The organism is Curtobacterium sp. VKM Ac-2887 (genome assembly GCF_015350935.1).
Lineage (GTDB): Bacteria > Actinomycetota > Actinomycetes > Actinomycetales > Microbacteriaceae > Curtobacterium.
Window position 1 is genome coordinate 153,301 of record NZ_JADKSB010000009.1, and the last position, 12,091, is coordinate 165,391.

The 12,091-nt window shown below is 71.4% G+C and carries 15 protein-coding genes; 9 read left to right on the forward strand and 6 right to left on the reverse strand.

The features are described from left to right. Positions 1-13: 13 nt before the first annotated feature. A complete protein-coding gene (locus ITJ69_RS12365; RefSeq protein ID WP_159572816.1) occupies positions 14-274 on the reverse strand; it encodes a DUF4190 domain-containing protein in 261 nt (86 codons plus the stop codon). Between the two features lie 153 nt (positions 275-427). On the opposite strand from ITJ69_RS12365, the gene ITJ69_RS12370 reads away from it, so the two are divergent. Beyond that, a complete protein-coding gene (locus ITJ69_RS12370) occupies positions 428-904 on the forward strand; it encodes a MarR family winged helix-turn-helix transcriptional regulator (protein ID WP_131844964.1) in 477 nt (158 codons plus the stop codon). A 319-nt stretch (positions 905-1,223) separates the two neighbouring features. Here the strand turns inward: ITJ69_RS12370 and ITJ69_RS12375 are convergent, their stop codons facing one another. From ITJ69_RS12375 to ITJ69_RS12385, 3 genes are read right to left on the reverse strand one after another with little or no spacing between them, the layout of a single operon-like run. After that, positions 1,224-1,931, reverse strand: coding sequence for a zf-HC2 domain-containing protein (locus tag ITJ69_RS12375; protein WP_159573720.1), 708 nt, complete (start codon positions 1,929-1,931; stop codon positions 1,224-1,226). After that, a complete protein-coding gene (locus ITJ69_RS12380) occupies positions 1,928-2,443 on the reverse strand; it encodes a sigma-70 family RNA polymerase sigma factor (RefSeq protein ID WP_194672903.1) in 516 nt (171 codons plus the stop codon). The genes ITJ69_RS12375 and ITJ69_RS12380 overlap by 4 nt, the downstream gene beginning before the upstream one ends. Further along, entirely contained in the window at positions 2,440-3,129 is a 690-nt protein-coding gene (locus ITJ69_RS12385; protein WP_194672904.1) for a YceI family protein, read from the reverse strand. The genes ITJ69_RS12380 and ITJ69_RS12385 overlap by 4 nt, the downstream gene beginning before the upstream one ends. Positions 3,130-3,203: 74 nt before the next feature. On the opposite strand from ITJ69_RS12385, the gene ITJ69_RS12390 reads away from it, so the two are divergent. From ITJ69_RS12390 to ITJ69_RS12400, 3 genes are all read left to right on the forward strand, one after another. After that, on the forward strand, positions 3,204-3,536 hold the full coding sequence (locus ITJ69_RS12390) for a hypothetical protein (protein ID WP_194672905.1): 333 nt from the start codon (positions 3,204-3,206) through the stop codon (positions 3,534-3,536). Positions 3,537-3,645: 109 nt separating this feature from the next. After that, positions 3,646-4,656 (forward strand): TerC family protein, encoded by a 1,011-nt coding sequence (locus ITJ69_RS12395; protein ID WP_123294520.1) that lies wholly within the window; start codon positions 3,646-3,648, stop codon positions 4,654-4,656. A 71-nt stretch (positions 4,657-4,727) separates the two neighbouring features. Next, on the forward strand, positions 4,728-5,585 hold the full coding sequence (locus ITJ69_RS12400; RefSeq protein ID WP_194672906.1) for an NAD-dependent epimerase/dehydratase family protein: 858 nt from the start codon (positions 4,728-4,730) through the stop codon (positions 5,583-5,585). 96 nt (positions 5,586-5,681) lie between these two features. On the opposite strand, the gene ITJ69_RS12405 is transcribed toward ITJ69_RS12400, so the two are convergent. Next, positions 5,682-6,689, reverse strand: a complete 1,008-nt coding sequence (locus ITJ69_RS12405; RefSeq protein ID WP_228505577.1) for a DNA-3-methyladenine glycosylase 2 family protein — start codon at positions 6,687-6,689, stop codon at positions 5,682-5,684. Between the two features lie 94 nt (positions 6,690-6,783). Here ITJ69_RS12405 and ITJ69_RS12410 point away from each other — a divergent pair, with 94 nt between their 5' ends. From ITJ69_RS12410 to ITJ69_RS12430, 5 genes are all read left to right on the forward strand, one after another. Further along, positions 6,784-7,812: a 6-phosphofructokinase gene (locus ITJ69_RS12410; protein WP_111083779.1), complete on the forward strand. Its 1,029-nt coding sequence runs from the start codon at positions 6,784-6,786 to the stop codon at positions 7,810-7,812. A 142-nt stretch (positions 7,813-7,954) separates the two neighbouring features. Beyond that, positions 7,955-8,932: an acryloyl-CoA reductase gene (locus ITJ69_RS12415; protein WP_194672907.1), complete on the forward strand. Its 978-nt coding sequence runs from the start codon at positions 7,955-7,957 to the stop codon at positions 8,930-8,932. Positions 8,933-9,020: 88 nt separating this feature from the next. Further along, positions 9,021-9,728, forward strand: a complete 708-nt coding sequence (locus ITJ69_RS12420; RefSeq protein WP_123294516.1) for a GntR family transcriptional regulator — start codon at positions 9,021-9,023, stop codon at positions 9,726-9,728. A 19-nt stretch (positions 9,729-9,747) separates the two neighbouring features. Continuing rightward, positions 9,748-10,578, forward strand: a complete 831-nt coding sequence (locus tag ITJ69_RS12425; RefSeq protein ID WP_323743093.1) for an ABC transporter ATP-binding protein — start codon at positions 9,748-9,750, stop codon at positions 10,576-10,578. Between the two features lie 142 nt (positions 10,579-10,720). Beyond that, the gene (locus ITJ69_RS12430) at positions 10,721-11,314 is read left to right on the forward strand and encodes a hypothetical protein (RefSeq protein WP_111083775.1); all 594 of its coding nucleotides are present in this window, start codon (positions 10,721-10,723) and stop codon (positions 11,312-11,314) included. A gap of 226 nt (positions 11,315-11,540) precedes the next feature. On the opposite strand, the gene ITJ69_RS12435 is transcribed toward ITJ69_RS12430, so the two are convergent. Further along, positions 11,541-12,005, reverse strand: a complete 465-nt coding sequence (locus ITJ69_RS12435) for a DIP1984 family protein (protein WP_123339224.1) — start codon at positions 12,003-12,005, stop codon at positions 11,541-11,543. Positions 12,006-12,091 lie beyond the last annotated feature (86 nt).

The window sequence follows — 12,091 nt, forward strand, 5'->3', positions numbered from 1 at the left end:
CTGGGGGATGACGTCAGCCGAAGACCCGGATCAGTTCCGGCAGCATGAGCAGCAGCGGCAGCACCGTGACGACGGAGATGACCGCGCCGACGACGATGCCCGTGATCGCGAGACCGCGTCCGGCCTCGCCCGTCCGCCGCAGCTGCGGCAGCGCGATGAGCCCCACGACGACCCCGCCGATGGGCACCACGAACCCCAGCACGAGCGCGATGATCGCCAGGGTGTTCGTCGGGCGGACCGGTGTGATCGGCGGCTGTGCGTACGGGTTCGTCATGCGGGTTCCTGTCTCATCGCGCCGAGCGCTGCACGGCCCGGTCATCGTACGGGCCGGACGGATCGCTCCGCAGCGCCCCGTTCGGGTCATCCGGACGGATGAAAGACGCGGCGGCGGGGTCGGTCGGTCCCCACGGTGGATACGCTGGTCGGCATGTCGACGCAGGGCAACGATGGCCACGACTGGGCGACGTGGGACGCCTACCACGACGTCTGGCGACGCCTCGACCGAGCGCTCGACCAGGCCGTCCAGGCGGGCGCCGGCATCTCCATCCCCGAGTTCGAGATCCTGATCGGGCTGCAGCGCGAGCCGGACCACCGGCTGCGCGTCCGCGACATCGCCGCCGGCATCGGTTGGGAGAAGTCGCGCGTCAGCCACCAGGTCACACGGATGGTCTCCCGCGGCTTGGTCGGACGCGCCGACTGCCCGACCGACGGCCGCGGCAGCTGGGTGGAGATGACGACCGACGGCCGCCGCGCGGTGCTCGCCGGCATCCGCGCGCACACCGGTGCGCTGGAAGACCTGTTCTGGAGGCCCGTGGGGACCGACGCGGACACCCTCCGGTCCGTCAGCGCGCGCGTCCAGGACGCGATCGGCCCCGACGTGTCGGACGAGGCCGTCTCGGGCTAGCTGCCCCCGCACCTCCGCCGAGGTTCCACGACTCGCCGCACGGGGAGCGCCGAGGTTCCACGAACGCCCTCTTGCCGCGCCGAGGTTCCGAAATCTCGGAACCTCGGGACCCGGACTCGGTCGTCACGCACCGCCGCTCCGCGCGCGCCGTTCAACACGGTCCCCGGCGATGGCTCTCCCGCGCGCTTCCGCCGAGGTTCCACGACTCGCCGCACGGGGAGCGCCGAGGTTCCATGAACGGCCCTGAGCTGCGCCGAGATGCCGAGATTTCGGAACCTCGGGGGCTCGGGGGCGGGCGGGCGGCGGGGCGGGACGGGAGCTAGAGGTCGACGACGGCGAGGGCGCCCTGTTCGCCGCGGAGCCGCACCTGCACGCTCGCGATGTCGTCGCGCGGGATGTCCGTCGACGCCGACAGTCCCTTCGCGTCCTCGCCCGCAGCCGTCCACGAGCCGACGATCTGCGCGGTGCCGTCGGACCGCACCACGACCAGGTCGTACATGACCGAGCCGTCCGCCGCCCACTCCTTGCCGCCGTACGAGCAACCCCAGTCGAAGCGGGTGCCCCACTGTTCACCGCTGACGGCCAGGTCGACGTCGAATCCCTGGGCGCCGGTCATGTCGTAGCGGTCCGCAGTCGCCGATGCCGAGACGTCACGTCCGGCCTGCACCGAGCCGCGGTCCCCCGCCGTGCCGACGGCGAGTCCGCCCAGGACGGCAGCGACCACCGCGAGCCCCGCGGTGGCGGCGACCCAGACCCGGCGACGGCGGCGACGGTGTCGAACGCGGTGCGCGACCGAGGCGAGGGTGCTCTCGGAACCGGTGTCGGGCCTCCCGTCCGGTTCGGCGATCTCGATCGCCTGGTCGGCCGGCAGCTTGGCGAGCAGACCGGGCAGGCCGACCAGCTCGGCGACGGCGGCCGTGCAGCGGTCGCACGTCTCCAGGTGCTGCTCGTACTCGAGCCGTTCGTCCGGGCTCAGGGACCCGAGCACGTACGCCGCGTCCCACTCTGCGTACCGGTCGTCGCTCATCGGGTCACTCCTCGTTCCTGCAGTGCGAGCCGCAGGGCTCGCAGCCCGTAGTGCAGCCGCGACTTCGCGGTGCCCTCGGGGATGTCGTGTCGTCGTGCGATCTCCGGCACCGTGTGGCCGAGCCAGTAGGCGTCCACGACCACGCGGCGGTGGTCCGGGGAGAGCGATGCGAGCGCGTCGGCCACGACGATGCGGTCGAGCACGGCGTCGGTGCGGTCCGACTCGGCGCGGTCGACGGGGTGTTCGGTGCCGAACTCCCGGCGGTTCCGAGCTGATCGCGCGTCGTCGACGACCAGGTTCCGCGCGACCGTGAACAGCCAGGCGCGCGCGCTGTCCGGCGCGCGTTCCAGCACCGCTGGGCGCTGCCAGGCGCGGACCATGGTCTCCTGCACGACGTCCTCGACCACCGAGCCGTCCCGCGTCAGGTGCCGGACGTACCGGGTGAGCGCGTCACCGTGCTCGCGGTAGAGCGTCGCGAGCAGCTCGTCGGCGGAACGACTCGACACGGTCACTTCTGCAGGTCGAGGGAGAACTCGACGGAGCCCTTCCCGTCCACGGTGACGAAGCCGAGCGAGGGCGACTTCACGCCGTAGTCGGCGAACGTGATCGGCACCGAGCCGGCGACCTGGACGGTGCCGGCCTTGCCGACCGCCACCTGCGCGTCGGCGGTGACGGCCTTCGTGACGCCGTGCAGGTCCATCGTGCCGGTCAGGGTGACGTCCTGCGTGCTGCCGTCGAGCGCCGTCGAGACGTCGACGGGCTTCGTCAGCGTGAACGTCGCCGTCGGGAACTTGTCCGTCTCCAGCGCGGTGTCCCGGAAGTAGGCGTCGCGCGCGGACTCGGGCGTGGAGATCTTCGCGACCTGGACCGTGACCGTCGCCGTCGCGAGGGAGCCGCCGTCGACCTCGGCGGTGCCCTCGACGTCCTTCGTGCGTCCGACCACGTTCACATCATTCCCCTGCAGCACCTCGTGCACCCGGTAGCCGGCGTAGGAGGTCTTCGTGCTGGTCCAGGTGCCGTCGGCGTCCGCCGCGTCGAGGCTGGCGGACGACGTCGCCTGCAGCGAGGGTGCGGCGGCGGCCTGTCCGTTGACGGTGTTCGCGTAGATGGACGGACCGGCGATGACGGCGGCGGCCGCGATGACCACGACGCCGGTGGAGATGCCGATGATGACCTTGGTGCGTGTGCGGAGTCCCATACCCGGTCAACGAGGTGGCAGTCTGGATCGTTCACCGTCGACGTGACGACGATGCCGGAGGAGGTCGATGCGCCGTGGAACTGGTCATGCTGCTGGTGGCCGTCGGCGTCTCGATCGCCACGACGGTCGTCGTGCTCCGGCGCACGCGGGATGCGGGATGGGTCCGGGACGCTCAGCTGTCGATGAACGCGAGTCCGGGCTGGACGGTGGTCTCGCTGGTGTTCCACGGGCTCGGAGCCGCCGCGGGGTTCGTCATCGGTGCGGTCTTCATCAGTGGCGGCCACCCGGCGGCCGGATGGGTGTTCCTGTGCTTCGGCGGGATGCTCGGTGTGCTCGTCGGAGTACAGATCTGGGTCGCACGACGGCCGTTCCCAGCGGACCCACCGGTCGACGGCCCCGGTCACTGAACGCGGGACGCGGTCGCTCGGTGTACGAACGTCCCCGACACTAGAGGGGACAGCACCCGAGCCCGGCCGTGCTCGAGAGCCCGCCCATCACCAGCAAGGAACGCACCAGATGCCCGAACTCCCCGTCGTGTTCGAAGTCGGCTCGCTGATCGCGATCGTCGCGATCCTGCTCGCCGACCTGCTCATCGTCGCGCGCCGGCCACACGTGCCGACGCTGCGCGAGTCGGCGACGTGGGTGGGCGTCTACGTGGGGCTCGCGCTGGTCTTCGCGGTCCTGATGCTCGTGTTCGCGGGCGGCGACTCGGCGGGTGAGTTCCTGGCCGGTTGGCTCACCGAGTACAGCCTGAGCATCGACAACCTGTTCGTCTTCGTCATCATCATGGCGCGGTTCTCGGTGCCGAAGAAGATCCAGCAAGAGGTGCTGATGCTCGGCATCATCATCGCGCTCGTGCTGCGCGGCATCTTCATCCTCGTCGGCGCCCAGCTCATCGAGAACTTCTCGTGGATCTTCTACATCTTCGGCGCCTGGCTGATCTGGACGGCGATCCAGCAGCTCCGCGGCGAGGACGATGCCGACGACCAGAAGGACAGCTTCATCGTCCGGCTGCTCCGCCGTCGAGTGCGCCTCACCGACACGTTCGACGGCATGAAGTTCCGGACCACCCACGACGGCGTGCGGCACTTCACCCCGTTGCTGATCGTGCTGATCGCCATCGGCACCACCGATCTGCTGTTCGCACTCGACTCGATTCCCGCGATCTTCGGCATCACCGAGAGCCCGTTCATCGTGTTCACCGCGAACGTCTTCGCCCTGATGGGTCTGCGGCAGCTGTACTTCCTGCTCGGCGGGCTGCTGGAGCGGCTCGTCTACCTGAAGTACGGCATCGCGGTGATCCTCGCGTTCATCGGTGTGAAGCTCGTCCTGCACGCACTGCACGACAACGAGCTGCCCTTCCTGAACGGTGGCGAGCACATCGAGTGGGCACCGGAGATCAACACCTGGGTCTCCCTGATCGTGATCATCGCCGCGATGGCACTGTCGACCCTGGCCAGCGTCGTGCGGATGCGCCACGACGGCGTCGAGGCGAAGGACGAAGAACCCGCTCGTACCTCGGACTGACGGAAGGTGCTCTGAGCGGCAGCAGGCCGGGCGCGGGAGCGTCCACCAGCTGCCCGTGCCAAGGTCGACGGGTGCAGAACAACGACACCGTCGTGATCGCCGGCTGCGGCGACCTCGGGACCGAAGCTGGCCTCCGCTTCGCGCAGCAGGGACACCACGTGATCGGCCTCCGACGCCGCGCCGAACTGGTCCCGGTGCCGCTCACCGGCCGCAGCGCCGACCTGCGGCACGAGGTCCCCGAGATCCCCGCCGACACCACCGTCGTCGTCGTGGCCTTCGCCGCGGGCAGCCGTGACGTCGACGAGTACCGCGCCACCTACGTCGACGGCCTGCGGAACGTGCTCGACGGCATCGACGCCTCGGACGCCGATCCACGCCTGCTCGTGGTGTCGTCGACCGCGGTGTACGACGTCGACGACGGCAGCGAGGTCACCGAGGACACCCCGGCGCACGGTGCGACCCCGACCGCCGAGGTCCTGGTCGACGCCGAGGCACTGCTGCGCGATCGTGCTCCCGACGCCGTGCTCGTGCGCCTGTCCGGTGTCTACGGTCCGGGTCGTGAGCGTCTGATCGACCAGGTCCGCTCCGGTTCGGCCCGGTTGGCTCCGGGTGCCTCGCCGCACACGAACCGGATCCACCGCGACGACGCCGCCGCCGCGCTCGTGCACCTGGCGACCGTGGAGGACCCGGCGCCGACGTACCTCGGCACCGACGACGAACCGAGCCGACTCGACGACGTGCTGCGGTTCCTGGCCGCGGAGCTCAGCGTGCCCGAGCCGCTCACCGGCGATGGCAGTGCCCGGCAGTCCGGTGGTGACAAGCGCTTGTCGAACGCGCTGCTCCGGTCGACCGGCTGGGCGCCGCAGTACCCGACGTTCCGCGAGGGCTACCGCGCCGTGCTGGCCGGCGAGGGCGTCCGCCACCCCTGACCCGGCGCGACACCGGTTCTCTGACAGGACACCACGTGATCACCTGGTGTCGTGTCGCGAAACAGGTGCGGACGAAAGCGAGCAGCGCGCGACCGCTCAGTGCCCGCGGTGGTCCTGGATCGTGAGCCGCGGCCCGAACGACGGCTTCCGGAACCCCGAGCCGCCGATCAGCCGCACGACCCGCTCCCGGTGCCCCCGCCACGGCTCGAGCAGCTCGAGCATCCCGTCGTCGTCGACCGGTCCCCCGGTCAGCGCCCACCCGACCAGCGCGGGGACGTGGAAGTCCCCGACGCTCGGCGAATCGGGGTCGCCGTGGGAGCGCTGCGCGGTCTCGGCAGCCGTCCACTTCCCGATGCCGGGGATCGACTGGAGCCGCGCCGACACGACCGAACCGCCGCGACCGAGCGTCAGCGTCCGTTCGAGCGCCGGAGCCACACGCACCGCGCGCATCACCGTCGCCGACCGTCCGGGCTCGATGCCGGCCTTGTGCCACTCCCAGCTCGGGATCCGCGCCCACTCGTCGGCCGTCGGCGGCACGATGAGACCGTCCGGCGCGGGACCCGGCGCGGGCGTGCCGTACCGCCGGAGCAGGTACCGCCATGCGCCCCACGCCTGCCGCGAGGTCACCTTCTGCTCCATGATCGCCGGCACGAGCATCGCGACGACGGTGTTCGTCCGGAGCAGCCGGAGTCCGGGCTGCCGGTGTCGGGCGGCAGCGAGGAACGCGTGCCCGGAGACGTCGAACCCGTCCCAGTCGTCGCCGCGACCGAGCAGCTCCGGCGCGTGCTCGACCGCCCACGCGGCACCGTCGCCCCACGCCGAGACCGCGATGGTGTCGCCGGCCGGCCGGATCGCAACGGCAGCGGGGCCGGTGGGCGTCCGCAGGGCGAGCCACACGTCCGAGCCGACCACCTTGTAGGCGGGGTCGCCGGAGCCGCGCTGCAGGGGCCGCAGGGTCGACGTGACGTTCACCGGGCCTCCCGGTCGGTACACGGTGTCGACGCGAGACGCATCGCCGGACGCACCAGGAGCACCGGATGCGTCACCGGACGCACCAGCGGACGCGCCGGACGCGTCACCGGACGACGAGGCGGAGTCGAGCAGGGTCACACCGGGATGGTAATGCGCAACCACCGTCAGTCATGATGGTCGCAGTCCCCCACGACCCCCACCCGCACCACCCGACGACGGAGTTCCCATGCGCATCGGCATCCTCACCTCCGGAGGCGACTGCCCCGGTCTGAACGCGGTCATCCGCGCGATCGTCCTCAAGGGCATCGCCATCCACGGCCACGAGTTCGTCGGGTTCCGGGACGGCTGGCGCGGCGTCGTCGACGGCGACATCGTCCCGCTCGGCCGCAAGGACATCCAGGGCATCGCCAAGCAGGGCGGCACGATCCTCGGCACCAGCCGCACGAACCCCTTCGAGGGCCCGAACGGCGGCGTCGAGAACATCTCGAAGACCCTGGACCGCCACGGCATCGACGCCATCGTCGCGATCGGCGGCGAGGGCACGCTCGCCGCGGCGAAGCGCCTGACCGACGCCGGGCTGAAGATCGTCGGCGTCCCGAAGACGGTCGACAACGACCTGGGCGCCACCGACTACACGTTCGGCTTCGACACCGCCGTCGCGATCGCGACGGAAGCGATGGACCGCCTCCGCACCACCGGCGAGTCGCACTCCCGCTGCATGGTCGCCGAGGTCATGGGCCGGCACGTCGGCTGGATCGCCCTCCACTCCGGCATGGCCGCGGGCGCGCACGCGATCCTGATCCCGGAGCAGAAGACGAGCATGGAGCAGATCGCGAAGTGGGTGCGTGCCGCCTACGACCGCGGGCGTGCACCGCTCGTCGTGGTGGCCGAGGGCTTCGTCCCCGACCACGAGGACAACGCGCACACCGAGCGCGGGCTCGACGCCTTCGGGCGTCCGCGGCTCGGTGGCATCGGCGAGCGCCTCGCGCCGCTCATCGAGGAGATGACGGGTATCGAGACGCGTGCCACGACCCTCGGGCACATCCAGCGCGGCGGAACGCCGACCGCGTACGACCGGGTGCTGTCGACGCGGCTCGGCCTGGCGGCCATCGACTCGGTGGTCGAGGAACGATGGGGCCGGATGGTCGCCCTGAAGGGCACCGACATCGTGCACGTCTCGTTCGACGAGGCGCTCGGCGAGCTGAAGACCGTGCCGCAGGCGCGGTTCGACGAAGCCGCCATCATGTTCGGTTGAGCGCTCGCTGCACGCGTACCTGGCCGTTTCGGGCGTACCTGGTCCTTTTTTCCGGCCCGGTACGCCCGGTTCCGCCAGGGATCGCGCGCGTTCTGGGAAAGAACGGACCGCTGGCCGGGAGGCCCGGGGTAGCGTCCGGCGCATGACCCGCGCCGTAGTCGTGTCCAGTTCAGCCCCGCCCACCGTCGCCGACGTCGACCTGCCCGATCCGACCGAGGGCGAAGCCCTCGTCGACGTCACGTACTCGAGCGTCAACTACAAGGACGGCCTCGCCCTCGCCAGGAACCCTGGCGTCGCGCGGGTCGACCCGCTCGTGCCCGGCATCGACGTCGTCGGGACCGTGTCGGCGCTCGGACCGGGTGTGCACGACGTGTCGATCGGCGACCGCATCGTGCTGAACGGTGCCGGGCTCGGCGAGACCCGGCACGGTGGTTGGGCCCAGCACGCGGTGGTGCCGTCCGGTTCCCTCGTGGTCCTGCCCGAGGCGATCGAGGACTCGTTCGCGGCGGCGATCGGCACGGCGGGGTTCACGGCGATGCTCAGCGTGCTCGCGCTCGAACGGTTCGTCGCGCCCGGTGCCGGGCCGGTGCTCGTCACCGGTGCGTCCGGCGGGGTGGGGACGGTGGCGATCGCCCTGCTCGCCGCGCGCGGGTACGAGGTCACCGCGTCGACCGGCCGGAGCACCAACGAGGCCTCGCTCCGACGCCTCGGCGCGACCGAGGTCGTGGACCGGGGTGCCCTGGCCGAGCCCGGCAAGCCGATGCAGCGTGCCGCGTGGGCCGGCGCCGTGGACAGCGTCGGCGGGGCCACCCTGGCGAACGTGCTGGCCGGCACCCGGTGGGGTGGAGCCGTCACGGCGTGCGGGCTCGCGCAGGACTCCGCGCTGCCCACGACGGTGCTGCCGTTCATCCTGCGTGCGGTGTCGCTGCTCGGCATCAACTCGGTGGACGCCCCGTCCGAGCTGCGGCACCGGGCGTGGGAGCGGTTGGCGACCGACCTCGACCCGGCGCTGCTGGCGGGTGTCACCCGGACCGTCACCCCGGAGCAGGCGATCGAGATCGGCGCCGAGGTGGTCGCCGGTCGGGTGCACGGACGCACCGTGGTCGACGTGCGTGGCTGATGTTCTGGGATGCTGTTATTCCGCAAACGTTTGCATATTGACACGTTAGGGTTTGGATACCAAACGTCCGTGACACGAGGAGTCCGTCATGCCGGTACCCAAGTCGACCGTCGAGAACTCGCCGCGCAAGCTGCTCCGCGACGTGGTCCTCGAGAAGATGTTGGCCGCGATCCAGGACGGCACGCTGCAGGCCGGCGAACGGCTCAACGACGACGAACTGGTCCAGTGGCTCGGGGTCAGTCGCACGCCCATCCGTGAGGCGATCGCCAAGCTCGTCGACTACGGCTTGGTCGAGATGGAGGCGAACCGGTACACCCGGGTCGCGTCGCCCACCGCCAAGCAGTTCGACGACACCATCCAGGTGCTCGCCGGCGTCACGGAGCTCGCCGCCCGCTGGGCCGTCCCGAAGCTCGACGACGCTGCGGCCACACGCCTCGTCGACACGCTGGAAGCCCTGCGCACAGCCGCCGAGCAGGAGCGGGCCGGCGACGTCTCGACACAGGTCGGCGCGGTCGTCACCCAGTTGATCGGTGCAGCGGACAACGACCTGCTGGTCCAGCTGTCGACCTCGCTGCTGCCCCGCGCGAACTTCCTCGCCCTGACCCACCAGAGCGGCATGTTCTGGGACGTCAAGCACTTCGTCGACCCGCTCCGCGCGGCGATCTCGAAGCGCGACGGCGAGGCAGCGGCCGCGGTGATCCGTTCGCTCAGCAGCACCGTCGAGGAGCACACCGTGCAGGCCCGCGCGTTCGTCGCCGAGGGCGGCGCGCTGGCGGACGGCACCGAACGGCGCTGACGTCGGCCACGATGGAGTCGTGACCGACACCGACCAGTCCCGCGCCGCGGGCGCCCAGTTCCGCGCCGACGGCGTCCTGCTCCGTGCCGAGGGCGTCCGTGTGACGCGCTCCGGCCGCGACCTGCTGCACGACGTCGACCTGACCGTCCGCCGCGGTGAGCACTGGGCGCTCCTCGGACCGAACGGCGCCGGCAAGTCGACACTGCTCGCGGTGCTCGGGGCGACGGGCCACCCCACGGCGGGCACGGTCGAGGTGCTCGGCCGACGCCTCGGACGCGTCGACGTCCGCGAACTCCGTGAGCACATCGGCCACGTCGACCCGCGGCACCGGATGCTCTCCCCGCTCACCGTGCTCGAGACGGTGCTGACGGGCCTGACCGGCACCACCGACCTCATGATGCGGTGGGAGCCCACGGCCGCGCAGGTCGCACTGGCCGAGCAGCACATCACCGACGTCGGGCTCGCCGCACGACGCGACGCACGCTGGCCCGTGCTGTCCCAGGGCGAACGCGGACGGACCCTCATCGCACGGGCGCTGATGTCCGAGCCGCAGTTGCTGCTGCTCGACGAACCGGCGACCGGGCTCGACGTCGCCGCGCGCGAGCACCTGCTCGAGACCGTCGACGCGCTGCGGCACCGACACCCCGAGCTCGGCAGCGTCATGGTCACGCACCACCTCGAGGACCTGCCGGTGTCGACCTCGCACGCGATGCTGCTCCGTGACGGTTCCGTGGTGGCACAGGGCACGGCGGACGAGGTCATCACGTCGTCGGCGGTGTCGCACGCGTTCGACTTCCCGCTCGCGATCCTGCGGTCCGAGGGCCGCTGGGCAGCTCGCCGTTCCGCCTGACGCGTCGCTGGGGCCGGACAGGCGCGTTGCGGCGCTCCGGCCTGTGCTTGGATGGTTGCTCAGGTGTCCGCGGCCCGTTTCGGGGAGGGACCCGATGCCGGATGACGGTGTCAGGCCGCGCACCGCTACGAGGGGGAACACCATGACGAACACGCCGCCGCCCTACCCGGGGTCCGAGCCGCAGCCGAACGCCGGCCCACAGCAGCCCGGTCCGCAGCAGCCGGGCCAGCAGCCCTGGGCGCAGCAGCAGCCCGGCCAGCAGCCGTACGCGCAGCCCGCTCCCGCCGGAGCCCCGTACGCCCCGCCGCCCAAGCAGTCCCGTGGCAAGCGCGTCCTCATCTCACTGCTCGGCGTCGTCGTCGCCGTGGTCGTCGCGTTCCTGGTCCGCCAGGCGCTCACCGCCGCGTTCAGCGACTCGACGGAGGAGAAGGTCTCGAAGGCCGTCGTGCAGATCCGCGAACAGAGCGACCTGCCGAAGCAGGTCGACTCGGTGACGTCGTGGACGGGCGTCGAGGCCGAGGGCAACGCGATCCACTACGACTACACGGTGTCGTCCAGCGTCGACCCGGCGTCGATCACCGAGAGCGCCATCCGCGACTCGGTCGGCCCGACGCTCTGCTCGAACAGCGACACGAAGGACCTCCTCGACGAGGGCGTCGACATGCGGTACACCTACGCGTTCGACGGCACCTCGAAGACGCTCGACACGACCTTCACCAAGGCCGACTGCTCCTGACCCGTCGAGGGTGGGGCGGTGCTGTCCCCTGTCCCGCCCTCGTCGGTCCGGTCGGTACGCGGTTGTGCGTGGTGCGGTGTGCACCGTACCTGGTGCGCCGTACTGGGCTGCGATGTGCACGGCTCTCGCCATGGCGCTGCCCACTGCGCCGACAGGTGACCGGGTTGCCCGCCGGTCGTCGGGTCCGTACCCGCCCCGGTCCGTCTACCGACGCACCGCCCGCTGCTCAGTCGACCAGGGTGACCTCCCAGTTGGTGCGCTGGACGACCGCGTCGAGTTCGCGGATCTCCTTCGCCAGGGCGTCGGCACGCGACCGGAGCTCGGCGGTCGGCAGCGCGGCGAACGTGCGGAGTTCGCTGCGGAGCTGTCGGTAGCCGCCGTTCGTGCCGGCCGTGGCGTCCGCCGCTCCGGTGACGAGCGCGTGCCGCAGCCGCAGGGCATCGCGTCGGGCGAGCAGTGCGGTGACGGTCTGCCCGGACGCCACGGTGGTGCTGGCGTTCGTCGCGTTGATGCGGGCGAGCAAGACCTCGAGCGCGTCGATCGACCGTTCGGCCTCGGCGAGGAGTTCGCGGGCGTCCTCGTCGGGCTCCTCGCCCTCTTGGTAGCGGGCGTTCGCGGCGATGCGGCCGCGCAGTTGCTCGATGCGCTTCTGCAGGTCGGCGCGCTCGATGAGTGCCTCGGCGAGTTGCATGTGGCCAGTCAACCAGCCGAGGCCCCGGCACGGAGCACCGCCCCCTACGCCGCCGCGGCGGCTACTGCCTACGCCGTCGCGGCGCC

What these genes read in the sequence shown, in the direction of transcription:
- ITJ69_RS12365 (WP_159572816.1), bottom strand. Translation starts at nt 274, where the DNA reads ATGACGAACCCGTACGCACAGCCGCCGATCACACCGGTCCGCCCGACG.
- ITJ69_RS12370 (WP_131844964.1), top strand. Translation starts at nt 428, where the DNA reads ATGTCGACGCAGGGCAACGATGGCCACGACTGGGCGACGTGGGACGCC.
- ITJ69_RS12375 (WP_159573720.1), bottom strand. Translation starts at nt 1,931, where the DNA reads ATGAGCGACGACCGGTACGCAGAGTGGGACGCGGCGTACGTGCTCGGG.
- ITJ69_RS12385 (WP_194672904.1), bottom strand. Translation starts at nt 3,129, where the DNA reads ATGGGACTCCGCACACGCACCAAGGTCATCATCGGCATCTCCACCGGC.
- ITJ69_RS12395 (WP_123294520.1), top strand. Translation starts at nt 3,646, where the DNA reads ATGCCCGAACTCCCCGTCGTGTTCGAAGTCGGCTCGCTGATCGCGATC.
- ITJ69_RS12410 (WP_111083779.1), top strand. Translation starts at nt 6,784, where the DNA reads ATGCGCATCGGCATCCTCACCTCCGGAGGCGACTGCCCCGGTCTGAAC.
- ITJ69_RS12415 (WP_194672907.1), top strand. Translation starts at nt 7,955, where the DNA reads ATGACCCGCGCCGTAGTCGTGTCCAGTTCAGCCCCGCCCACCGTCGCC.
- ITJ69_RS12420 (WP_123294516.1), top strand. Translation starts at nt 9,021, where the DNA reads ATGCCGGTACCCAAGTCGACCGTCGAGAACTCGCCGCGCAAGCTGCTC.
- ITJ69_RS12430 (WP_111083775.1), top strand. Translation starts at nt 10,721, where the DNA reads ATGACGAACACGCCGCCGCCCTACCCGGGGTCCGAGCCGCAGCCGAAC.
- ITJ69_RS12435 (WP_123339224.1), bottom strand. Translation starts at nt 12,005, where the DNA reads ATGCAACTCGCCGAGGCACTCATCGAGCGCGCCGACCTGCAGAAGCGC.